The 20,582-nt window shown below is 54.4% G+C and carries 22 protein-coding genes; 13 read left to right on the top strand and 9 right to left on the bottom strand.

Annotation, left to right across the window (positions count from 1 at the left end; genetic code table 11):
* On the bottom strand, positions 1–1,041 hold the full coding sequence (selD, locus tag HX778_RS14330) for a selenide, water dikinase SelD (protein WP_176982395.1): 1,041 nt from the start codon (positions 1,039–1,041) through the stop codon (positions 1–3).
* Between the two features lie 262 nt (positions 1,042–1,303).
* On the opposite strand from selD, the gene phoC reads away from it, so the two are divergent.
* Positions 1,304–2,053: an acid phosphatase PhoC gene (phoC, locus tag HX778_RS14325; protein WP_176982394.1), complete on the top strand. Its 750-nt coding sequence runs from the start codon at positions 1,304–1,306 to the stop codon at positions 2,051–2,053.
* A gap of 46 nt (positions 2,054–2,099) precedes the next feature.
* Here phoC and HX778_RS14320 read toward each other — a convergent pair whose 3' ends face one another.
* Positions 2,100–2,651, bottom strand: a complete 552-nt coding sequence (locus HX778_RS14320) for an NAD(P)H nitroreductase (protein ID WP_176982393.1) — start codon at positions 2,649–2,651, stop codon at positions 2,100–2,102.
* Positions 2,652–2,882: 231 nt separating this feature from the next.
* On the opposite strand from HX778_RS14320, the gene sppA reads away from it, so the two are divergent.
* The 4 genes from sppA (at position 2,883) to HX778_RS14300 (ending at position 8,007) form a co-directional block, all read left to right on the top strand.
* Positions 2,883–4,733, top strand: a complete 1,851-nt coding sequence (sppA, locus tag HX778_RS14315) for a signal peptide peptidase SppA (RefSeq protein WP_176982392.1) — start codon at positions 2,883–2,885, stop codon at positions 4,731–4,733.
* Positions 4,734–4,847: 114 nt separating this feature from the next.
* Positions 4,848–5,864 (top strand): asparaginase, encoded by a 1,017-nt coding sequence (gene ansA / locus HX778_RS14310; protein ID WP_038473434.1) that lies wholly within the window; start codon positions 4,848–4,850, stop codon positions 5,862–5,864.
* Positions 5,865–5,874: 10 nt separating this feature from the next.
* Positions 5,875–6,510 carry a bifunctional nicotinamidase/pyrazinamidase gene (pncA, locus tag HX778_RS14305; protein ID WP_038473437.1) on the top strand — a complete coding sequence of 212 codons (636 nt, stop codon included), beginning with the start codon at positions 5,875–5,877 and terminating at the stop codon, positions 6,508–6,510.
* A gap of 222 nt (positions 6,511–6,732) precedes the next feature.
* Entirely contained in the window at positions 6,733–8,007 is a 1,275-nt protein-coding gene (locus tag HX778_RS14300) for a glycoside hydrolase family 18 protein (protein WP_176982391.1), read from the top strand.
* Positions 8,008–8,056: 49 nt separating this feature from the next.
* Here HX778_RS14300 and HX778_RS14295 read toward each other — a convergent pair whose 3' ends face one another.
* A complete protein-coding gene (locus tag HX778_RS14295) occupies positions 8,057–8,338 on the bottom strand; it encodes a YeaC family protein (RefSeq protein WP_154187571.1) in 282 nt (93 codons plus the stop codon).
* Positions 8,339–8,377: 39 nt separating this feature from the next.
* Entirely contained in the window at positions 8,378–8,791 is a 414-nt protein-coding gene (gene msrB / locus HX778_RS14290) for a peptide-methionine (R)-S-oxide reductase MsrB (RefSeq protein WP_038473445.1), read from the bottom strand.
* A 344-nt stretch (positions 8,792–9,135) separates the two neighbouring features.
* On the opposite strand from msrB, the gene gapA reads away from it, so the two are divergent.
* A complete protein-coding gene (gapA, locus tag HX778_RS14285; RefSeq protein ID WP_016535960.1) occupies positions 9,136–10,131 on the top strand; it encodes a glyceraldehyde-3-phosphate dehydrogenase in 996 nt (331 codons plus the stop codon).
* Between the two features lie 237 nt (positions 10,132–10,368).
* Positions 10,369–11,259, top strand: coding sequence for a D-hexose-6-phosphate mutarotase (locus HX778_RS14280; RefSeq protein WP_176982390.1), 891 nt, complete (start codon positions 10,369–10,371; stop codon positions 11,257–11,259).
* A 97-nt stretch (positions 11,260–11,356) separates the two neighbouring features.
* Here HX778_RS14280 and HX778_RS14275 read toward each other — a convergent pair whose 3' ends face one another.
* Positions 11,357–12,103 (bottom strand): MipA/OmpV family protein, encoded by a 747-nt coding sequence (locus HX778_RS14275; RefSeq protein WP_038473451.1) that lies wholly within the window; start codon positions 12,101–12,103, stop codon positions 11,357–11,359.
* Between the two features lie 423 nt (positions 12,104–12,526).
* Here HX778_RS14275 and yeaG point away from each other — a divergent pair, with 423 nt between their 5' ends.
* Both yeaG and HX778_RS14265 read left to right on the top strand, forming a co-directional pair.
* The gene (gene yeaG / locus HX778_RS14270; RefSeq protein WP_038473453.1) at positions 12,527–14,461 is read left to right on the top strand and encodes a protein kinase YeaG; all 1,935 of its coding nucleotides are present in this window, start codon (positions 12,527–12,529) and stop codon (positions 14,459–14,461) included.
* 71 nt (positions 14,462–14,532) lie between these two features.
* Positions 14,533–15,816 (top strand): YeaH/YhbH family protein, encoded by a 1,284-nt coding sequence (locus HX778_RS14265; RefSeq protein ID WP_038473456.1) that lies wholly within the window; start codon positions 14,533–14,535, stop codon positions 15,814–15,816.
* A 90-nt stretch (positions 15,817–15,906) separates the two neighbouring features.
* Here HX778_RS14265 and HX778_RS14260 read toward each other — a convergent pair whose 3' ends face one another.
* Both HX778_RS14260 and HX778_RS14255 read right to left on the bottom strand, forming a co-directional pair.
* On the bottom strand, positions 15,907–16,635 hold the full coding sequence (locus HX778_RS14260; RefSeq protein WP_038473458.1) for a MerR family transcriptional regulator: 729 nt from the start codon (positions 16,633–16,635) through the stop codon (positions 15,907–15,909).
* A 130-nt stretch (positions 16,636–16,765) separates the two neighbouring features.
* Positions 16,766–17,956, bottom strand: a complete 1,191-nt coding sequence (locus HX778_RS14255; protein ID WP_176982389.1) for a diguanylate phosphodiesterase — start codon at positions 17,954–17,956, stop codon at positions 16,766–16,768.
* Between the two features lie 307 nt (positions 17,957–18,263).
* Here HX778_RS14255 and ycgZ point away from each other — a divergent pair, with 307 nt between their 5' ends.
* From ycgZ to HX778_RS14240, 3 genes are all read left to right on the top strand, one after another.
* The gene (ycgZ, locus tag HX778_RS14250; RefSeq protein WP_176982388.1) at positions 18,264–18,512 is read left to right on the top strand and encodes a regulatory protein YcgZ; all 249 of its coding nucleotides are present in this window, start codon (positions 18,264–18,266) and stop codon (positions 18,510–18,512) included.
* 165 nt (positions 18,513–18,677) lie between these two features.
* Positions 18,678–18,956 (top strand): hypothetical protein, encoded by a 279-nt coding sequence (locus HX778_RS14245; protein ID WP_176982387.1) that lies wholly within the window; start codon positions 18,678–18,680, stop codon positions 18,954–18,956.
* A 49-nt stretch (positions 18,957–19,005) separates the two neighbouring features.
* Positions 19,006–19,272, top strand: a complete 267-nt coding sequence (locus HX778_RS14240; RefSeq protein ID WP_370527395.1) for a biofilm development regulator YmgB/AriR family protein — start codon at positions 19,006–19,008, stop codon at positions 19,270–19,272.
* A gap of 53 nt (positions 19,273–19,325) precedes the next feature.
* Here the strand turns inward: HX778_RS14240 and HX778_RS14235 are convergent, their stop codons facing one another.
* Entirely contained in the window at positions 19,326–19,751 is a 426-nt protein-coding gene (locus tag HX778_RS14235; protein ID WP_176982386.1) for a GNAT family N-acetyltransferase, read from the bottom strand.
* A gap of 112 nt (positions 19,752–19,863) precedes the next feature.
* On the opposite strand from HX778_RS14235, the gene HX778_RS14230 reads away from it, so the two are divergent.
* Positions 19,864–20,358, top strand: coding sequence for a YbaK/prolyl-tRNA synthetase associated domain-containing protein (locus HX778_RS14230; protein WP_176982385.1), 495 nt, complete (start codon positions 19,864–19,866; stop codon positions 20,356–20,358).
* Here the strand turns inward: HX778_RS14230 and yoaI are convergent, their stop codons facing one another.
* Positions 20,359–20,463 (bottom strand): small membrane protein YoaI, encoded by a 105-nt coding sequence (yoaI, locus tag HX778_RS25265; protein ID WP_304515775.1) that lies wholly within the window; start codon positions 20,461–20,463, stop codon positions 20,359–20,361.
* Positions 20,464–20,582: the final 119 nt, after the last annotated feature.

The raw sequence follows: 20,582 nt of genomic DNA, 5'->3' as shown, positions 1-20,582 counted from the left end.
TTAACGAATCTCAATCATTGGGCGACCCGCGCGAGCGTCTCTGAGTTCCCCGATTGGGCTGAGCTGAATCCCGTTCCGCTCGGCAGCCGCGAAGACTTCGGCTTCTGCGTCAGCGCGCACCGCCAGCAGCAGGCCGCCGGAAGTTTGCGGATCGCACAGCAGATTGCGCCATGCCTCCGGCATCTCGCCCACAAGCTGGCCGTAGCTTGCAAAGTTGCGCGAGGTGCCGCCCGGCACGCAGCCCTGCTCAATGTAGCTTTCAACGCCCGGCAGTTTCGGCACGCATTCGTACCACACTTCCGCCTGAACGCCCGCGCCTTCACACATTTCGCTCAGGTGGCCAAGCAGGCCAAAACCGGTCACGTCGGTCATCGCCGTCACGCCGGTAATATCGGCAAATTCCGCGCCGACTTTGTTCAACTGGCACATGGTTTCTGCCGCCAGGCCTTTGTGCTCAGGCTTCAGCAATGATTTTTTCTCGGCGGTGGTCAGCACGCCAATGCCGAGTGGTTTGGTGAGGAACAGCTTACAGCCAGCTTCGGCGGAGCTGTTTTTCTTCACTCGCTCAGTAGGCACCACGCCGGTCACGGCAAGGCCAAAAATAGGTTCAGGGGCGTCAATCGAGTGGCCTCCGGCCAGCGAAATACCAGCCTGCTGGCAGACGTAACGCCCGCCCTCAATCACTTCACGGGCGATTTCCGGCGCCAGCGTATTAATCGGCCAGCCGAGAATAGCGATCGCCATGATCGGTTTGCCGCCCATCGCGTAGATGTCGCTGATGGCGTTAGTCGCCGCGATGCGGCCAAAGTCGAAAGGATCGTCCACAATCGGCATGAAGAAGTCGGTGGTGCTGATGATACCGGTGCCGTTGCCCAGGTCGTAAACCGCCGCGTCATCGCGCGTTTCGTTCCCCACCAGCAGATTCGGATCGACAAACTTCGCCTGCTCGCTGTGCAAGATGGTTTCTAAAACCTTCGGGGAAATTTTGCAGCCGCATCCTGCGCCGTGGCTGTACTGGGTCAAACGAACGGTTTGCTTCATGGACATCTCCTGTCGTTAGGCATTTCTACTCTAAATAATTCAAGCTGCAGCCTGAACTATGACGAGTATATGGTAGCGCTCAAACGCCCCGGTAGTAAGTCTGACTGTCCTAAATCGCGTGTCGTTGCTCACTATGCAGGCAAAGCGGAAGTTTTGTGAAGCCAGGCGGCATTTTGCCGATGCGCTCTTTTACTCGAATATGACAGAAATGTTACAACCATCAGGCAACTATCTGGACAACCCACGCCTGTAAGGAATAACAATGAAAAAACGCGTAATGGCTTTCTGTATTGCCGGCCTGTTCTCCTCTGCGGCCTTTGCCCTCGCTCCGCCAGGAAATGATTCCACCACTAAACCCGATCTCTATTACCTGACCAACGCTCAGGCCATCGACAGCCTGGCGCTGCTGCCACCTCCGCCGGAAATCGGCAGCATTGCGTTCTTAAATGACCAGGCGATGTATGAGAAAGGCCGCCTGCTGCGCTCGACCGAACGCGGCAAGTTAGCCGAGGAAGATGCCAACCTGAGCGGCGGGGGCGTGGCTAACGCCTTCTCCGGCGCGTTTGGGTCGCCGATTACCGAAAAAGATTCGCCTGAACTGCACAAGCTGCTGACCAACATGATTGAGGATGCAGGTGACCTCGCCACTCGCGGCGCGAAAGAAAAGTACATGCGAATTCGCCCGTTTGCCTTCTACGGCGTGCCGACCTGCAATACCAAAGAGCAGGACAAGCTGTCGAAAAACGGCTCTTATCCTTCCGGGCATACTTCAATTGGCTGGGCAACCGCGCTGGTGCTGGCTGAGATCAACCCGCAGCGTCAGAACGACATCCTGAAGCGTGGGTTCGAGCTGGGCCAAAGCCGGGTGATTTGCGGCTACCACTGGCAGAGCGATATTGACGCCGCGCGCGTCGTGGGCTCCGCCATAGTGGCCACGCTGCATACCAACGCGGCTTTCCAGCAGCAGCTGCAGAAAGCGAAAGATGAGTTTGCGAAACAGCAGAAGAAATAAGAAGTGAAATCCCTGCCGGGTAGATGCCCGGCAGGATAGCGCTCAATCAGAAGCGAGACACGAACGCTGACGTGTCCGGGGTGCTAATGGTCGTGGAAGCTTTAAGCTGCGGGGTACCGAGATAAAGGAAGCCCACCACTTTGTCCTGCTCACGACCGCCCAGCCCTTCACGAACCATGTCGTTTTCGGTCCATGCGCCGCTGCGCCAGATGCCGTTAAAGCCCTGGGCAACCGCCGCCATCTGCATTGCCATCACCGCACAGCCTGCGGAAACCACCTGCTCCCACACCGGCACTTTGTGATTAACATCGCAATGCGCGACGACGGCGATGATTTGCGGGGCGCGGAACGGTGAAGTTCGCGCCTTCTCAACGCTCTTTTCATCCATGCCGGCGGCAAGTGCCGCTTTTTCCAGCAGTTGGGCAAAGCGCTCACGGCCTTCCCCTTCGATAACGATGAAGCGCCACGGCTGGAGCGTACCGTGGTCCGGGGCGCGCATACCGGCGCGCAGGATATTCTCCAGCACTTCACCTGCCGGGGCGGGTTCGGCCAGGCGGGACGCGCTGCGGCGGTTAATCAAAAGTTCAAGTGCATCCATTTTAAAGCCCCTTACTTACAGGAAATAGCTGGCGAAGCGCGGAGGTTGCCCCAGCCCGTTAAATGATTTTCATTCACAAAATTAACACAGCCGTAGTTTTTGTTACAGCGTCGCCCCGATTTCCTGCTGACATTTCCTCGCCCTCTCTTTAGGATAGCCTTTACTTTCGCCGCTTTAGCCAGCTCATTGCGGCGTGCGGGTAATACCCCTATTGAAGGTTATGGAGAAAACATGCGCACCATTGGGCGATTTATTAGCGGCTTTTTTAAGTGGACCTGGCGTCTGCTTAACTTTATTCGGGAATTCATTCTCAACTTGTTCCTGATCCTGCTGATCCTGGTCGGGGTTGGTATCTGGATGCAGGTAAAAAGCACGCCAGCAGAGCCTGTGCGCGGTGCGCTGCTGTTGGACATCACCGGCGTGGTGGTCGACAAACCGTCGGTCAGCAATAAGCTGGGCGTGATTGGCCGTCAGCTGGTGGGCGCCAGCTCCGATCGCCTGCAGGAAAACTCGCTGTTTGATATCGTCGACGCTATTCGTCAGGCGAAGGAGGACCGCAATATCACCGGCATCGTGCTGGACCTGAAAGATTTCGCCGGGGGCGATCAGCCGTCCATGCAGTACATCGGCAAAGCGCTGCGCGAGTTCCGCGACGGCGGCAAGCCGGTTTATGCCATGGGCGACAGCTACAACCAGAGCCAGTACTATCTGGCGAGCTTTGCCAACAAGATTTGGCTCTCGCCGCAGGGCATGGTTGACCTGCACGGTTTCGCCACCAACGCCCTGTATTACAAAACCCTGCTGGATAAGCTGAAGGTTTCTACTCACGTCTTCCGCGTCGGCACCTATAAGTCTGCCGTCGAGCCGTATATCCGCGACGATATGTCCCCTGCCGCGCGCGATGCGGACGGCCGCTGGATTGGCGAGCTGTGGCAAAACTACCTGAATACCATCGCGGCCAACCGCCAGATAACCGCTCAGCAGGCGTTCCCTGGCGCTCAGGCGCTGTTGGATAACCTGCAAAAACTGGGTGGCGATACCGCGAAATATGCCCTGGACAACAAGCTGGTCGACGAGCTGGCAAGCAGCGCGGTGGTAGATAAGGCACTGGTGAAACAGTTCGGCTGGAGCAAGGCGAACAAAGATTTCAGCTACACCAGTATCTACGACTACAGCGTGAAAAAACCGGCTGAACAAGGTGACGCCATCGCGGTTATCTTCGCCAACGGCGCCATCATGGACGGCGAAGAAACCCCGGGCCAGGTCGGCGGCGACACTACGGCGATGCAGATTCGTGAAGCGCGTCTGGATCCGAAGGTGAAAGCTATCGTCTTGCGCGTGAACAGCCCTGGCGGCAGCGTGACCGCTTCGGAAACGATTCGTGAAGAGCTGGTTGCCGCACGTGAGGCCGGGAAACCTATCGTGGTGTCGATGGGCGGCATGGCGGCATCCGGCGGCTACTGGATTTCCACCCCGGCGAACTACATCATCGCCAACCCAAGCACCCTGACCGGCTCGATTGGTATTTTCGGCGTCATTAACACCGTAGAAAATACGCTTGATGCGATTGGCGTACATACCGACGGCGTGTCAACGTCGCCGCTGGCTGACGTGGCCGTGACCAAAAAGCTGCCGCCGGAAGTTCAGCAGATGATGCAGCTCAGCATCGACAACGGCTACAAGCGCTTTATCGGCCTGGTGGCAGCGTCCCGTAACAAGACGCCTGAGCAAATCGACCAGATTGCCCAGGGCCACGTCTGGACCGGCGAAGATGCGAAGGCTAACGGCCTGGTAGACAGCCTGGGTGACTTTGACGATGCCGTCGCCAAAGCCGCCGAGCTGGCGAAGCTGAAGAGCTGGCACCTGGCGTTCTGGCAGGATGACGCGACCTTCACCGACATGGTCTTTAACGCCATGACCGGTTCCGTCCGCGCTGCGCTGCCGCAGGCTATTCAGGCTTATCTGCCAGCCCCGCTGGCCGACGCCGCGCTGGCGGTCAAAGCTCAGAATGACAAGTTCGGCACCATGAACGATCCGCAAAACCGTTACGCCTTCTGCCTGACCTGCGGCGACGTGCGTTAATTTACTCCAATGAAGCAAAGCCCGGTTAATGGACTGACCCCATTAAACCGGGCTTTTTTTTTCCGTCATCCTCTCTATACTCTGCCGCAAATACAGTAAGCGTTGAGCAAAACTATGCCAAAGAAATCCATCTACGTTGCCTACACCGGCGGTACCATCGGGATGCAGCGTTCCGAGCACGGCTATATTCCCGTTTCCGGCCACCTGCAGCGCCAGCTGGCACTGATGCCCGAGTTCCATCGCCCGGAAATGCCGGACTTCACGATCCACGAGTACGAGCCGCTGATGGACTCTTCGGACATGACGCCCGAAGACTGGCAGCACATTGCCGACGACATTAAGGCCCATTACGACGAATACGACGGCTTTGTGATCCTGCACGGCACGGATACCATGGCGTTTACCGCCTCGGCCCTCTCCTTCATGCTGGAGAACCTCAGCAAACCGGTTATCGTCACCGGCTCTCAGATCCCGCTGGCGGAGCTACGCTCTGACGGGCAAATAAATCTGCTCAATTCGCTGTACGTGGCGGCCAATTACCCCATCAACGAAGTCACGCTGTTCTTCAACAACCGCCTGTACCGTGGGAACCGCACCACCAAGGCCCATGCCGACGGCTTTGACGCCTTTGCTTCCCCTAACCTTGCGCCGCTGCTGGAAGCCGGGATCCACATCCGCAAGCTGAACACGCCACCCGCCCCGCACGGTGAAGGCGAGCTGATTGTCCACCCGATCACACCGCAGCCGATTGGCGTGGTGACTATCTATCCTGGAATTTCTGCCGATGTGGTAGGCAACTTCCTGCGCCAGCCGGTAAAAGCCCTGATCCTGCGATCCTACGGCGTGGGCAATGCCCCACAGCAGGGCGCGTTCATTAAAGAGTTGCAGGAAGCGAGCGCGCGCGGCATCGTGGTGGTTAACCTCACGCAGTGCATGTCCGGCAAAGTGAACATGGGTGGTTACGCCACGGGCAATGCGCTGGCACAGGCCGGCGTTATCAGCGGGTTCGATATGACGGTGGAAGCCACGCTAACCAAGCTTCACTATCTGCTGAGCCAGGGCCTGGATGCCCAGGCGATTCGTGATGCGATGTCGCATAACCTGCGTGGTGAACTCACTCCCGACGAATAAGGAAACGCCAATGGCGCAACGTGCTTTGCTGTTGATTGATTTGCAGAACGATTTTTGTGCCGGTGGCACGCTTGCCGTCCCGGAGGGCGACAGCACGGTTGACGTGGCGAATGAGCTTATCGGGCTGTTTAAAGCGCGTGGTGAGAGCGTGATAGCGAGCCAGGACTGGCACCCGGCCGGGCACGGCAGCTTCGCCAGCGTGCAGGGCGCAGAACCTTTTTCACAAGGGACTCTCGACGGGTTGGCGCAAACCTTGTGGCCCGATCACTGCGTGCAGGACAGCGAAGGCGCAAAACTTCATCCGCTGCTGAATGCCTCAGGCATCGATAAAATCGTCTACAAAGGCCAGAATCCGGCTATCGACAGCTACAGCGCGTTTTTTGACAACGAGCACCGGCAAAAGACCGACCTTGATGGCTGGCTGCACGAACACGGCATTCATCACCTTGTTGTGCTGGGGCTGGCCACGGATTACTGCGTGAAGTTTACCGTGCTGGATGCCCTTCAGCTGGGTTATGAGGTGACCGTTATCACCGACGGCTGTCGCGGCGTAAACCTGCAGCCGCAGAACAGCCTGCTGGCGTTTCAGGATATGGCCGTCGCCGGCGCCACGCCGGTGACCCTCGCCGACTTTACCTGCCAGTAGATTTTACCTGCCAATAATTGTAGGGGCGGCCACCCGCCCCGCACTTTTGTATCGATTCCGCTCACAATCTACGCTTTTTTTGCTCGCCCTCGCCTGGGAGCGCTCTCATAATCACATTCAATGAATTTATTCAGCACTTTAGCTGATTTAGCTTTCCGCCGTTTTCGTCAGTTATGCGTGGCCGGGGAGCTTTTATGTTGTGCCCGTCAAAGAGGAATCATTATGTCATTCACACGTAAAATGTTACCGCTGGTGGCCGCGGTGACGCTAGCCTGCAGCGGCGTTGTGCAGGCTGAATCTTTGCTTTCCGTGGGTTACTTCAACGGCGGCGGCGACGTCACAGCCGGGCCCGGTGGGGATATCAATAAGCTTGATGTCCGCCAGATAACCCACCTCAACTACTCCTTTGGCCTGATTTATAACGACGAAAAAGCCGAAACCAACGAAGCCCTGAAGGACTCGTCAAAACTTCACCAGATCTACCTTTCTCCGAAAGTCATCTCTGACCTCGAAACCCTCCCGACGCTGCGCAAACAGAACCCGCAGCTGAAAATTTTGCTGTCCGTGGGCGGCTGGGGTGCGCGTGGTTTCTCTGCCGCAGCGGCAACGCCAGAGAATCGCGCGGTGTTTATCCGCTCCGTGCAGGAAGTGATGGATAAATATGGCCTGGACGGGATCGATCTCGACTGGGAGTTCCCGGTGAACGGCGCATGGGGGCTGGTAGATAAGCTGGACGCTGACCGCGACAACTTCACCGCCCTGCTGAAAGAGCTGCGTACAGCCGTCGGCGATAAAAAACTGGTGACCATCGCCGTCGGGGCCAACGCCGAAAGCCCGAAAAGCTGGGTTGACGTGAAGGCCATCGCGCCGGTGCTGAACTACATCAATCTGATGACCTACGACATGGCATACGGCACTCAGTACTTCAACTCCAACCTGTACGATTCGAAAAAATGGCCTACCGTAGCCGAAGCCGACAAGTACAGCGCTGACTTCGTGGTGAATAACTATCTCGCCGCCGGGCTGAAGCCGCAGCAGATGAACCTCGGTATCGGCTTCTATGGCCGCGTGCCTAAACGCGCCGTTGAGCCAGGCATCGACTGGTCAAAACCTGACGCACAGAAAAACCCGGTGACGCAGCCGTACTTCGGCGAACGTGAGCTGGCGCTGTTTAAAACCGCGCTGGGCGTAGATCTGACCAAAGACACCTACGTCAAATACAACGACCTTGTGAAGAAAATGCTGAACGATCCGCAGAAGCGCTTTACCGAAGAGTGGGATGAGGACGCGAAGGTGCCTTACCTGACGCTGAAGTCTGCTGAAGGTAAACCGCTGTTCGCGATTTCTTACGAGAACCCGCGCTCGGTGAAGATCAAAGCCGAGTACATCAAGGAGAAAGGCCTGGGCGGCGCGATGTTCTGGGAGTATGGCGCGGATGACAACAATCAGCTGGCGAAACAGCTCGCCGAGTCGCTGGGCATTGACCACGCTAAATAATCAGTAACACGATAAAAAATAAGGGAGACCAGCGAGTCTCCCTTTTTACTTACTGCAGCTTCATGGTCACAAACGGCGCGGGTTCGATGCCAAACTCCGCTTTCAGCTGCTGCTTGCTCTTCATCACCATCTGGCCGTTGGTGTCGATGGTCATGTGCTGCGCATCCGTGTTGTGGCGCGCCTGCCACAGCATCACCAGCTGCAGGCTATTGTCCTTCTGCTCCGGGGTTAACGCCACGCCGTCGGGCCATTTCCCCAGTTCGACAGCCGTCGTCAGACGCTGATAAATCTCAGGCGTCATCACGCTCAACATCTCATCCAGATTGCTCATGTTACGCTCCGTCGAGGAATAATTAGCTGAATCGATTTTTCAACCATCAACCTGATCGCCATTTTGCCCGTCGGTGAAGCTCAGGGAAGCCGAGTTGACGCAATAACGCTCGCCGGTGGGCTGAGGGCCGTCCGGGAACACATGTCCCAGGTGCGCATCACAGCTGCCGCAGCGAATTTCAACGCGTTCCATACCGTGGGAATTGTCGGTCAGATAGCGAATGGCGTCGGGGCCGACAGGCTCGTAGAAGCTAGGCCAGCCGCAGCCTGAGTCGTATTTGCTTTCCGAAAGAAACAGCGGCGCGTCGCACACCAGGCAGTGATAAATCCCGTCGCGCTTGTTATGCAGCAGACGCCCGGAATACGGCGGTTCAGTACCGTGCTTCTGGGTCACATAATATTGCATTTCGCTGAGGTTTTTCTTATTTGAATCAGGGGGTAATTGATTAGACATAGGCGTACATCTCGGTCAGTTCAATTGGGACAGCTCACGGCACCATTCTAACAAAAAATTAACAACACCGTGCTGGTTTTTGTTCTAAACTTAGCCCTGAAATTCTGGCACGGCACAAAGCGTGACGTGAATCACATTATTGCTTGAACTGGCGTTTAAAATCCCCCGCATCGTCCCCATTTGGATTTAAGCCCAAAAGGAAGCGTGAGGCGTTCAGTCGTACAAACCCTGTTCACAGGATTGATTTGTCGCAATGATTGACACGATTCCGCTTGACGCTGCGTAAGGTTTTTGTAATTTTACAGCCAACCTTTTATTCACTAAAAAATAGCTGGTGGAATACTATGACTATCAAAGTAGGTATCAACGGTTTTGGTCGTATCGGCCGTATCGTTTTCCGTGCTGCTCAGGAACGTTCTGACATCGAAATCGTTGCAATCAACGACCTGTTAGACGCTGACTATATGGCTTACATGCTGAAGTACGACTCAACTCACGGTCGTTTCAACGGTACTGTAGAAGTTAAAGACGGCCACCTGGTTGTTAACGGTAAAACTATCCGTGTTACCGCAGAACGTGACCCGGCTAACCTGAAGTGGAACGAAGTGAACGTTGACGTTGTTGCTGAAGCAACAGGTCTGTTCCTGACTGACGAAACCGCTCGTAAGCACATCGCTGCTGGCGCGAAAAAAGTGGTTCTGACTGGTCCATCCAAAGACAAAACGCCTATGTTCGTTAAAGGCGCTAACTTTGAAAAATATGCTGGCCAGGACATCGTTTCCAACGCATCCTGCACCACCAACTGCCTGGCACCACTGGCTAAAGTTATCAACGACAACTTCGGTATCGTTGAAGGCCTGATGACCACCGTTCACGCTACCACCGCTACTCAGAAAACCGTTGATGGCCCGTCTCACAAAGACTGGCGCGGCGGCCGCGGCGCAGCTCAGAACATCATCCCTTCTTCTACCGGTGCTGCTAAAGCAGTAGGCGTTGTACTGCCAGAACTGAACGGTAAAATTACCGGTATGGCGTTCCGCGTTCCTACCCCTAACGTATCCGTTGTTGACCTGACCGTTCGTCTGGAAAAACCAGCAACTTACGAGCAGATCAAAGCAGCAATCAAAACTGCTTCAGAAACCACCATGAAAGGTGTTCTGGGCTACACCGAAGATGACGTAGTTTCTACCGACTTCAACGGCGAAATCTGCACTTCCGTGTTCGATGCTAAAGCTGGTATCGCACTGAACGACAACTTTGTGAAACTGGTTTCCTGGTACGACAACGAAACTGGCTACTCCAACAAAGTACTGGATCTGATTGCTCACATCTCCAAATAAGTTGAGATGAGAACCTGATCCTAAAGGGCGACTTCGGTCGCCCTTTTTTTAAGGCTGCTGACAAAGCGTCATTATCCTTAAAAAAAGTCTGAGCATTGATATAAAAACAAATGATGTTCTCTGGTTTGCCCCAGGCAGCCGAAAACCACGTTTTTTGGCTGCCTGTCATCAATCTGAAAGGGCGACTTCGGTCGCTCTTTTTTTTGCCTGAAAGACCCAGGACTGAGGAAATAAGAAATGATTAATAAAATTTTTGCACTTCCGGTCGTCGAACAAATTACCCCTTCCCTGACCCGCCGCATAAACGATGAGCTGGACGTCATCGTGGTCGATCACCCGCAGGTTCGAGCGTCTTTCGCGCTCCAGGGTGCTCACCTGCTCTCCTGGCAACCCGCCGGTGAAGATGAAGTGCTGTGGCTGAGCGACATTACGCCTTTCCATAAAGGAAAAGCGCTGCGCGGCGGCGTACCGATTTGCTGGCCGTGGTTTGGCCCGGCGGAACAGGCTGGCCTTCCGGCTCACGGCTTTGCCCGTAACCTGCCGTGGACGCTGAGCGCTCACAACGAAGACGCCAACGGCGTGGTCCTGACCTTTGAGCTGCATAACAACGAAGAAACGCTGAAGCTGTGGCCGCATGAGTTCACGCTGTATGCCCGCTTCAAGCTGGGGAAAACCTGCGAGATTGAGCTGGAAGCCCACGGTGAGTTCGAAACCACGTCTGCCCTGCACACCTATTTCAACGTAGGCGACATCGCGGAGGTGAAAGTCAGCGGCCTCGGCAATCCGTACATCGACAAAGTGCTGAATGAAGCGGCAGGCCAGCTTACCGACGGCGTGCAGACCTTCCCGGACCGGACCGATCGCCTCTACCTGGAGCCGGAAGAGTGCAGCGTCATTCACGACGCAAGCGGCCTGCAGCGTACCCTGAACGTGGTTCATCATCACCATTTCAACGTCGTGGGCTGGAACCCGGGTCCTGCCCTGTCCGTTTCGATGGGCGATATGCCGGACGACGGCTACAAAACCTTCGTCTGTGTGGAAACCGCCTGCGCGTCTAAAAAGCAGAAAGCCAGCGCGGAGAAACCAACCCGCCTGAGCCAGACCATCAGCGTGGCGAAGAAAGGCTAAACGGATTTCACCCGCTTAGTGCAAGACCATAGGTTGCCGCACCACAGATAAGCAAAAGGGGCGCCAGCGCCCCTTTTTAGTGCGTGTGTTGCACCAATCAGAAGCTGTAGTTCACACCCGTCAGCAGCACGCCGGTCCAGTTGCTATCGACCATTGGGCTGTCGGTCACTTCTTTCGACAGGCGCATGTAGCGACCCATACCGAATACGTTCCAGTCTGCGTTCAGCTTGTAGTTAACGGACAGCTCAACGTATGGCGACCAGCTGTTGCCCGCGTCGTACTCGTTCAGGCCGCTGCGGTTCGCTTCCTTGCCGCTTACGCCGTAGTAATAGTCGTTCTGTTTCTTGCTGTCCCAGACAACACCCACGCCCGGCGTCAGCGTCAGGCTGTCGGCATTGTAGCGGTACAGCCAGGCGGTGTCCCAGGTAATGCCGTTGCTGTTGTCGAGGATATCCCCGGCCAGCACGGTACGCAGGAAACCATATTCCGTGTTATGCACCCAGGAAAGACCAGCCATCACGGTAGAATGGCGGTAATCCAGCGCGCGCATACTGTCGTAGTTGCTGTCTTTCGGCCTGAAATGCAGCGGCGAGTAATAGGCGGTCACGGAGAGCTTGTCGGCTTCGTCATTCCACAGGTAGTAACCGGCGTTGAAGCCGCGGAAGTAGAAATTGTCACCTTCATAGCCAAGCAGAGGAGCCGGATAAACGCGGTTCTGGTCGCCTTTATAAGGGTTTGGCGAGACCAGCGCACCGGCCCCAATAGACCATGGGCCCTCCGCGTGTACGGCGGTAACGGAGGAGGCAAGCAGTACGCCTAATGCGAGAAGTTTGAATTTGGTCACAATCCTTTCAGTCCTTTAATCAAATAATCAGCGCAAGAAGTGTAACCGCCCTTGGCTCTCATCCCAAATAATTTACTTAATCGCAACCTTCAGCCAACTCATTAGCATCCCGCCGCCAGATGACGACGGATTTTCATCTTTATGTCAGCCATGTGAAAGAGAACTCTGCCGCTTATCTCAAAAGCGAAATTTTTAGGATGAGTTATTGATATGTCATTGAAATTGAGTTCTGGCCGTATGCAAGTTTTGCAAATGCCATCTACGCTTTATTTTAGGAAGGTGAACCGCTGTGCGGCAGCATTGGCGCCGGGTATCAACCTGGCACAAGGGTTGCTGTTTATTTAGCAGACGTCTTCCGGGGAGCCCCCACTACACATACCAACGGCTCTTTAACCTGTGCTAAAAACGAAAGGACGGCATGCCATGAATATATTCGATCACTATCGCCAGCGTTATGAAGCTGCCAAGGACGAAGAGTTCACACTGCAGGAATTTCTTGCTATCTGTAAACAAGATCGCAGTGCCTACGCGAATGCGGCAGAACGGCTATTGACGGCCATTGGTGAACCAGTGATGGTTGACACTGCCACAGAGCCCCGGCTGTCCCGTCTCTTTTCAAACCGCGTGGTGGCACGCTACCCGGCGTTTGAAGAGTTTTATGGCATGGAAGAAGCTATCGAGCAGATCGTCGCTTACCTGAAACACGCTGCTCAAGGGCTGGAAGAGAAGAAACAAATTCTGTACCTGCTGGGCCCGGTAGGCGGCGGTAAATCGTCGCTGGCCGAACGCCTGAAAGCATTAATGCAGCGCGTGCCTATTTATGCGCTGAGCGCCAACGGCGAGCGTAGCCCGGTCAACGATCATCCGCTGTGCCTGTTTAACCCGCAGGAAGACGCCAATATTCTGGAAAAAGAGTATGGCATTCCTGACCGCTATCTCGGCACGATCATGTCGCCGTGGGCGGCGAAACGCCTGCACGAATTTGGCGGCGACATCACCAAATTCCGCGTAGTGAAAGTCTGGCCGTCTATTCTGGCGCAAATCGCGATAGCGAAAACCGAACCGGGTGACGAGAACAACCAGGATATCTCCGCGCTGGTCGGTAAAGTGGACATCCGCAAGCTGGAACACCACGCGCAAAACGACCCGGATGCTTACGGCTATTCCGGTGCACTGTGCCGCGCGAACCAGGGCATCATGGAATTCGTTGAGATGTTTAAGGCGCCAATCAAGGTGCTGCACCCGCTGCTGACCGCGACCCAGGAAGGAAACTACAACGGCACCGAAGGCATCTCTGCCCTGCCGTTTAACGGCATTATCCTTGCGCACTCGAACGAATCCGAGTGGGTCACCTTCCGCAATAACAAAAACAACGAGGCCTTCCTTGACCGCGTGTACATCGTCAAGGTGCCTTACTGCCTGCGCATCTCGGAAGAGATGAAAATCTACGAGAAGCTGCTTAACCACAGCGAACTGTCCCATGCGCCATGTGCCCCTGGCACCCTGGAAACGCTTTCTCGCTTCTCTATCCTGTCTCGCCTGAAAGAGCCGGAAAACTCCAGCATCTACTCAAAAATGCGCGTCTATGATGGTGAAAGCCTGAAAGACACCGACCCGAAAGCCAAGTCCTACCAGGAGTACCGGGACTACGCCGGGGTTGATGAAGGCATGAACGGGCTCTCAACGCGCTTCGCCTTTAAAATCCTTTCTCGCGTGTTCAACTTTGACCATGCAGAAGTGGCTGCGAACCCGGTTCACCTGTTCTACGTGCTGGAACAGCAAATCGAGCGCGAGCAGTTCCCGCAGGAACAGTCAGAGAAATATCTGGAATACCTGAAAGGTTACCTGATCCCTAAATACGCGGAATTTATCGGGAAAGAGATCCAGACGGCCTACCTTGAATCTTATTCAGAATATGGGCAGAACATTTTCGACCGTTATGTCACCTACGCTGACTTCTGGATTCAGGATCAGGAATACCGCGATCCGGACACCGGCCAGCTGTTTGACCGTGAATCCCTGAACGCGGAACTGGAGAAAATTGAAAAACCGGCGGGCATCAGTAACCCGAAAGATTTCCGTAACGAAATCGTCAACTTCGTGCTGCGTGCCCGCGCCCATAATAACGGTCGTAACCCAAACTGGACCAGCTACGAGAAGCTGCGCACGGTTATCGAGAAGAAAATGTTCTCGAACACCGAAGAGCTGCTGCCCGTTATCTCGTTCAACGCCAAAACCTCCACCGACGAGCAGAAAAAACACGATGATTTTGTCGATCGGATGATGGAGAAAGGCTACACCCGCAAGCAGGTTCGCCTGCTGTGTGAATGGTATCTGCGGGTTCGTAAGTCTTCTTAAGGGAGTTTCCTGCGGGTCACGCCGGGCGGCGTGACCCGTTTGCGCACCTGGCATAAGCAGTTGGGGGAACTATGGCCTACTTCATAGACAGGCGGCTTAACGGCAAAAACAAGAGCGCGGTGAACCGCCAGCGCTTCTTGCGTCGTTATAAGGCGCAAATAAAACAGTCGATATCCGGGGCCATTAACAAGCGTTCGGTTACCGACGTGGACAGCGGCGAGTCCGTTTCCATCCCAAATGAGGATATCAACGAGCCGATGTTTCATCAGGGCCGCGGCGGCCTGCGTCACCGGGTCCATCCCGGCAACGACCACTTCGTACAAAACGATCGCATCGAACGTCCTCAGGGCGGCGGCGGCGGTGGCGGGAGCGGCCAGGGTCAGGCGAGCCAGGACGGCGAAGGCCAGGATGAGTTCGTGTTCCAGATATCCAAAGACGAATACCTCGATTTACTGTTCGAGGATCTGGCGCTGCCTAACCTGAAGCGTAATCAGCACCGGCAGATAACCGAGTTTAAATCCCACCGCGCGGGTTTTACCTCTAACGGCGTTCCGGCCAATATCAGCGTTGTTCGCTCGCTGCAAAACTCGCTGGCACGCCGCACGGCAATGAGCGCCGGTAAACGTCGCCTGCTGCACGAACTTGAAGAAAGCCTCGAGGCCGTGAGCCGCAGCGAACCTGCGCGGCTGCTCGAAGAGGAGCGCCTGCGCAAAGAGATAGCGGAGCTGCGGGAAAAAATCGCCCGCGTGCCGTTTATCGACACCTTCGATTTACGCTACAAGAACTACGAAAAGCGCCCGGAACCTTCCAGCCAGGCGGTGATGTTCTGCCTGATGGACGTCTCCGGTTCAATGGACCAGGCCACCAAAGACATGGCAAAACGCTTTTATATTCTGCTCTATCTGTTCCTGAGCCGGACCTATAAAAACGTGGAAGTGGTTTATATTCGCCACCACACCCAGGCCAAAGAAGTGGACGAACACGAGTTCTTCTACTCGCAGGAAACCGGCGGCACTATTGTCTCCAGCGCCCTGAAGTTAATGGATGAGGTGGTGCAGGAACGCTACGATCCGGCACAATGGAATATTTATGCCGCACAGGCCTCGGACGGTGACAACTGGGCAGACGACTCCCCGCTGTGCCACGACATTCTGGCGAAAAAACTGCTGCCGGTAGTGCGCTACTACAGCTACATCGAAATCACCCGCAGGGCGCACCAGACCCTGTGGCGTGAGTACGAAAACCTGCAGGCCACCTTCGATAACTTCGCGATACAGCACATTCGGGATCAGGATGATATTTATCCGGTGTTCCGGGAACTGTTTCAGAAGCAGACCAGCGATACCCACGGGTAACGTAAAATCAAAAGCCGGTGCTTCACCGGCTTTTTCTCTTCTCGATTGCAAAGAAAGCAAAAGAGTAATGTGAATCAGGCGTACGCCCTCTTATCGATGAAGCTCAATGTCGTATCCCCACTGCTTCCAGTGAGCAAACTGTTCTTGCTGCGCTTCCGACAGCACTTTTCCCGTCCATAAAAAAATATGCTGACCGGGGAAAAGCTCCGGGCGTAACGTTTCCACCGGCTCGGCAAGCACGTTAACATTCTTGTCTCTGCGGGATAGACGCCACGCCTCCAGCCACAAGGCTGTTCGATCGTCCGTTTGCCAGCCAATAAGCAGGATCTCTTCCCCACTTTGGCTCTGCGCTTCTGCCAGGCATTGAGCGCAGTGGCGGATCAGTACGCCATCTAGCAAGCTACGCATCAACGAAGCCGTAGATTCATCCTGAGCGAGTTTGTTTCTCACGGGTAACAAGAGATTGTCGATAAGCAGGTCGGCGCTGTGTTCCCGGCTCAGAGCCACAATTTTCTCGCGCAGCTTCGCAGGGTTAACCTTCCTGAGCAGAAGCATCATTTCTTCCTGCAACGTCACCCACAGCTGCTCTTCCGGCACGTGGCTACGCTCCAGCAGGGCTTTTACTTTGCCCACGGAAACGCCTTTGCTCATCCAGTACTTAATTTCTTCAATGCGCTGAACGTCCGCATCATCAAACTGCCGATGGCCGCCCTCGCTGCGCTGAGGTTTCAGTAAACCGTAGCGGCGCTGCCATGCCCGCAGGGTGACCGGGTTGATGCCACATCGCTCTGCTACATCACCGATAGTGTAATAGGCCATAGTGTCCCTCCCCGTACACAGATCTCACGCTTCCATTAAAACACTAGTCAATCTGTTCAATGTGTACAATTTTTTTCCGGGTTGTACAAGTGAAACCTAAAAGCTTTTGGGGAGGTCACCAGCACAGAAGTTACAGTTCGGCCTTACGTTCTGGCCAGGCAATGCTAAAAGAGCCTCCCACGCAGGGTTTGGCGAACAGGTTGCCCTGGAAGTGCGAGATACCCGCCGCCTCCAGCCACATCCACTCTTCCGGTTGTTCAATACCGGTGGCTGAGACCGCAATTTCAAGCGAGGCGCAGCACCTGATGATCGCCAGAATAATGGCCTGTCGTGGCCCGCTTTTATGGATGTCCCGAATCAGCTCACGGTTAATCTTGAGTCTCTCAGGCTGAAACTGCGCCAGCAGCTGCAGGCCCGCAAACCCTGCGCCAAAATCGTCAATCGCCAGCTTAATACCTGCCGATTTAAGCTGCCTGATGGCGTCGGTAAACGCCGCCATATGAGGAATGATCTCGCTTTCGGTGAATTCAATCACCACCTGCTCGGGGACAAGTCTGTTTGTCTCAATATCCGCCAGCAGTTGTTCTACGGCGCCAGGAATCATCACCAGCGTCATTGGCAGCAGATTGATGCATAGCGTTTGCCGGCCAATGTCAGCGGCCTGAGCTGCGGCAAAAGCCGCCTTCGCGTGCAGCAGATCGAGTTGGTAAACATCGCCATCCGGCACTTCAGCTGAAACAGGATCCGCTGCTAACGCCTCGATAGCCGCGACAGAACAGGCCATCGGGTCAACAATAGGCTGAAAGGTTATATGTCCACGTGGAACATGCTTGCCGGATGCCTGATGAGCCGGCGCATCGATGATAAATTCCCATGAACCACGCGGAGGGATTTCAAAATAGTTCTCTTTTTCCGTCGACTCGATAAAAGTACGGAAAAAACTTAAAGCACGGTCATCGTAAGCCAGCTGATAACGGCTGGTGCCCTTCTCAAGCACAACCTGTAATACATCGTTTTTATCGTGCTCTCTTAAATCAAAAAGCTCCATTCCCACCCGCCCGAAGCGGCGTGCCGGCGCGTAATCACAAAGCAGCTCAACAATGTTGTAATGGCGGTCGTCTTTACAGATAGCGCGATATATCTTCTGCACGCCTTCTTCCGGGCCTTCCAGCAGCTGAAAGAAATGCGTGCCGTTGAAAAGCAGTATTCCCGTCACATCCGCTGCAATATTTTTCGCGTTTGCCGCGGAAACCATCGCCTGCAAATCCTCAAAAGGAGTGCCGGTATGAATGTGGCTGCGATAGATGACAGTGGTGAGCATGGTCGTTCCCTGCGGAAGTTTAAGGCCATAACTTAACAGATCGATGCTCTGACGTCGCCACAAACTCAACAAAACCTAAACAACTGAACAACATCCGACGTTTTCGACGTCATTTCATCGCAATGCGAATGTACAACTTACCGCATCAGTAAGTTAAAAATAAATATTTATAACTTACTGATAAAAAACAATTAGCACTTTTAATCAAAAAATAGCAAGCGAAGTAATACACCTTTATGTACAGTTTTTATAGCAATTGCATAACTTAGTTAACATCTTGCAAAGTGTGAACTTACAGGAGCGATTTATGCGACAGAACACTTTTACGCCCGGCCAGAACACCGCAGAAAACGATATTGCCCGCTACTTCAACGGCGCTACACCGCTCTCCCAGCAGGAAACTATGGGGCAAATCGTACTCGAAATTCTTAGCGATGGCCGCAACCTGAATCGAAAGGCGATCTGTACAAAATTGCTCTCTCGTCTGGACAGGGTTTCCGAGCCAGAAGAGGAAAAACATTATCAGGCGCTGTTGGGCATGCTTTTCGCCCGCTAACGTGATAGCCGAACCGGAGTGCCAGAAGATTAACGGCCTGCGTTCCCTCTCGGGAGTGAAGCCACAGAGTTGTAAATGCTGAATCCTTCCTCATTCTCAGGCTCCGGCTAATGACTTCATGCCAGCACTTATTCAAACACTGGCGCGGAAATCAGGAGTAACGACATGCAGAGAAGCGACGATGAACAATTAACGGATGAGATTATCGGTGAAGCAGCGCTATCGCTGCTCAACGGCAACAGCGCAATAAACACCCGCGCCTTAGTGGCCAGATTAGAAGCGATGCTCATAACAGAACAGGACTTACGGCGGCGTAAAGTGCTGCAGAAAATTATCGGTGAAATCGAGGGCAATATTTCCCAGGCCTCAGCGGGAAAGACAGAAAAAGAAGCGTGTGCAAAAGCGGTAGAGACTAACCAGCGCAACGCAAAAAACGTCCACTAGCGGCCCATGGCCAATAACTGAAAAACGGTGAGTGACTATGACACAGCTAATTTCCAATACCTCTGAAATACATACCGGGCATGCCAGCCAGGCATTATCCGACTACATCAGAAGCTCCGGAGACAGGCATGCCGAAGAGAACGCGGCCATTTCTCAGGCAATCACGGCCATTCTGTCTGCCAATAAATCCGTCTCCAACAAAGCCATTATTCTCTGGCTGGTTGACGCCCTGGAGACCACCGACGATGTGGTAATGTGCGATGTCTACCGCAACGCGCTGGAAATTGTTGTCGGCCACACCATGGACGATATTTAAAAAGCGTACAACGCATAAGAGGCCGGCATTGACCGGCCTTTATTATTGTTAACCTAAAGCGCCTTCTTCATAAAATACCTGCTGGTGCCTTCGGGCAAACAGTCGATTTTGCCAAACTCTTCCCAACCATGCTTCCGGTAGAAATCCGGCGCCTGAAAACTGATGGTATATAAAAAGGCCGCCACGCAGCCGCGCTTGCGCCCTTCCGCTTCAAACACCCTCAGGATCTCGCTTCCCAGCCCGTGGGCTCTTAGCTCCGGCGGCAGGTAAAAAAGATCGATAAACAGCACGCCCAATGAAGAACGCCCCAGCATGCCACCCACGACTTTCCCACTCTCGGGGCTGCGCACCACAACCGCCAGCGGCTGGCGATCGTTTAGCCCGCTCATGGCGGCGTTAAACTCGCTAAGCCCCGCTTCGATCGGCAGCGAATGCTCCTCGCTGATGTAATCAGAAATCTCTAGTTTGAAACCCGACATCGCCTTCTCCAGCCAATAGCTAATCGCTGACTTTTCTTTTAAGACTAAAAAGTATTACTGTCTTGATGCACAAACTACGAATGTAAACGGGAAAATACCCAAAGGAAACCTAATGGCAAAAGGCGAAGACGTCCATCAACAACTCATTGAGTTACTGGAGCAGCAGCAGGCTCGCTACCGCGTGGTAAACCACGTGGCGGCGGGGAAATGTGAAGAGGTTTCGGCCATTCGCGGGACCGAGCTTGGTCAGGGCGCAAAGGCGCTGGTCTGCAAGGTCAAAGGAAACGGCGTAAAGCTGCACGTGCTGGCGATTCTGGCGGCGGACAAACAGGCGGATCTGAGCCTGCTGGCGCAGCATCTTGGCGGCCTGAAAGCCTCGCTGGCAAGCCCGGCGGAAGTCGATGAGTTAACGAGGTGCGTCTTCGGCGCTATCCCACCTTTTAGCTTTCATGCTCAGCTCAGGCTGGTGGCCGACCCGGGAATTTTCGAGCGTTTTTTGGAAATCGCGTTTAACGCGGGATTGCTGGAAAAGTCGGTGGTGATGAATACGCAGGATTATTTACGCATTGCGCGCCCGGAGCTGGTAAATTTCCACCGTCCGGAGTAGTTAGCCGTGGCGTTCGAGATAAAGGACAGACAGCACCAGCAGCGAAGCTATGCCGAGGAACACTGCGGTAATGCACATCGTATCGAATAATGCTGGATCGCTCATCCGTCTCTCCTGCAAGCCATCGCGCGCCCGTTATGAAGGTTAATTATTGACCGCATAAATGACAGAATGATGAACGCAGCTAGCCGGCGATCAAGAACAACAATAAAAAGTTACTTCCC

Source organism: Cedecea sp. P7760 (assembly GCF_013386425.1).
In the GTDB taxonomy this organism is placed as follows: domain Bacteria; phylum Pseudomonadota; class Gammaproteobacteria; order Enterobacterales; family Enterobacteriaceae; genus Cedecea; species Cedecea selenatireducens.
Note: the sequence above shows the minus strand (reverse complement) of the source record. Positions and strands in the feature narration are given on the sequence as shown.

What these genes read in the sequence shown, in the direction of transcription:
- selD (WP_176982395.1), bottom strand. Translation starts at nt 1,041, where the DNA reads ATGAAGCAAACCGTTCGTTTGACCCAGTACAGCCACGGCGCAGGATGC.
- phoC (WP_176982394.1), top strand. Translation starts at nt 1,304, where the DNA reads ATGAAAAAACGCGTAATGGCTTTCTGTATTGCCGGCCTGTTCTCCTCT.
- HX778_RS14320 (WP_176982393.1), bottom strand. Translation starts at nt 2,651, where the DNA reads ATGGATGCACTTGAACTTTTGATTAACCGCCGCAGCGCGTCCCGCCTG.
- sppA (WP_176982392.1), top strand. Translation starts at nt 2,883, where the DNA reads ATGCGCACCATTGGGCGATTTATTAGCGGCTTTTTTAAGTGGACCTGG.
- ansA (WP_038473434.1), top strand. Translation starts at nt 4,848, where the DNA reads ATGCCAAAGAAATCCATCTACGTTGCCTACACCGGCGGTACCATCGGG.
- pncA (WP_038473437.1), top strand. Translation starts at nt 5,875, where the DNA reads ATGGCGCAACGTGCTTTGCTGTTGATTGATTTGCAGAACGATTTTTGT.
- HX778_RS14300 (WP_176982391.1), top strand. Translation starts at nt 6,733, where the DNA reads ATGTCATTCACACGTAAAATGTTACCGCTGGTGGCCGCGGTGACGCTA.
- HX778_RS14295 (WP_154187571.1), bottom strand. Translation starts at nt 8,338, where the DNA reads ATGAGCAATCTGGATGAGATGTTGAGCGTGATGACGCCTGAGATTTAT.
- msrB (WP_038473445.1), bottom strand. Translation starts at nt 8,791, where the DNA reads ATGTCTAATCAATTACCCCCTGATTCAAATAAGAAAAACCTCAGCGAA.
- gapA (WP_016535960.1), top strand. Translation starts at nt 9,136, where the DNA reads ATGACTATCAAAGTAGGTATCAACGGTTTTGGTCGTATCGGCCGTATC.
- HX778_RS14280 (WP_176982390.1), top strand. Translation starts at nt 10,369, where the DNA reads ATGATTAATAAAATTTTTGCACTTCCGGTCGTCGAACAAATTACCCCT.
- yeaG (WP_038473453.1), top strand. Translation starts at nt 12,527, where the DNA reads ATGAATATATTCGATCACTATCGCCAGCGTTATGAAGCTGCCAAGGAC.
- HX778_RS14265 (WP_038473456.1), top strand. Translation starts at nt 14,533, where the DNA reads ATGGCCTACTTCATAGACAGGCGGCTTAACGGCAAAAACAAGAGCGCG.
- HX778_RS14260 (WP_038473458.1), bottom strand. Translation starts at nt 16,635, where the DNA reads ATGGCCTATTACACTATCGGTGATGTAGCAGAGCGATGTGGCATCAAC.
- HX778_RS14255 (WP_176982389.1), bottom strand. Translation starts at nt 17,956, where the DNA reads ATGCTCACCACTGTCATCTATCGCAGCCACATTCATACCGGCACTCCT.
- ycgZ (WP_176982388.1), top strand. Translation starts at nt 18,264, where the DNA reads ATGCGACAGAACACTTTTACGCCCGGCCAGAACACCGCAGAAAACGAT.
- HX778_RS14245 (WP_176982387.1), top strand. Translation starts at nt 18,678, where the DNA reads ATGCAGAGAAGCGACGATGAACAATTAACGGATGAGATTATCGGTGAA.
- HX778_RS14235 (WP_176982386.1), bottom strand. Translation starts at nt 19,751, where the DNA reads ATGTCGGGTTTCAAACTAGAGATTTCTGATTACATCAGCGAGGAGCAT.
- HX778_RS14230 (WP_176982385.1), top strand. Translation starts at nt 19,864, where the DNA reads ATGGCAAAAGGCGAAGACGTCCATCAACAACTCATTGAGTTACTGGAG.
- yoaI (WP_304515775.1), bottom strand. Translation starts at nt 20,463, where the DNA reads ATGAGCGATCCAGCATTATTCGATACGATGTGCATTACCGCAGTGTTC.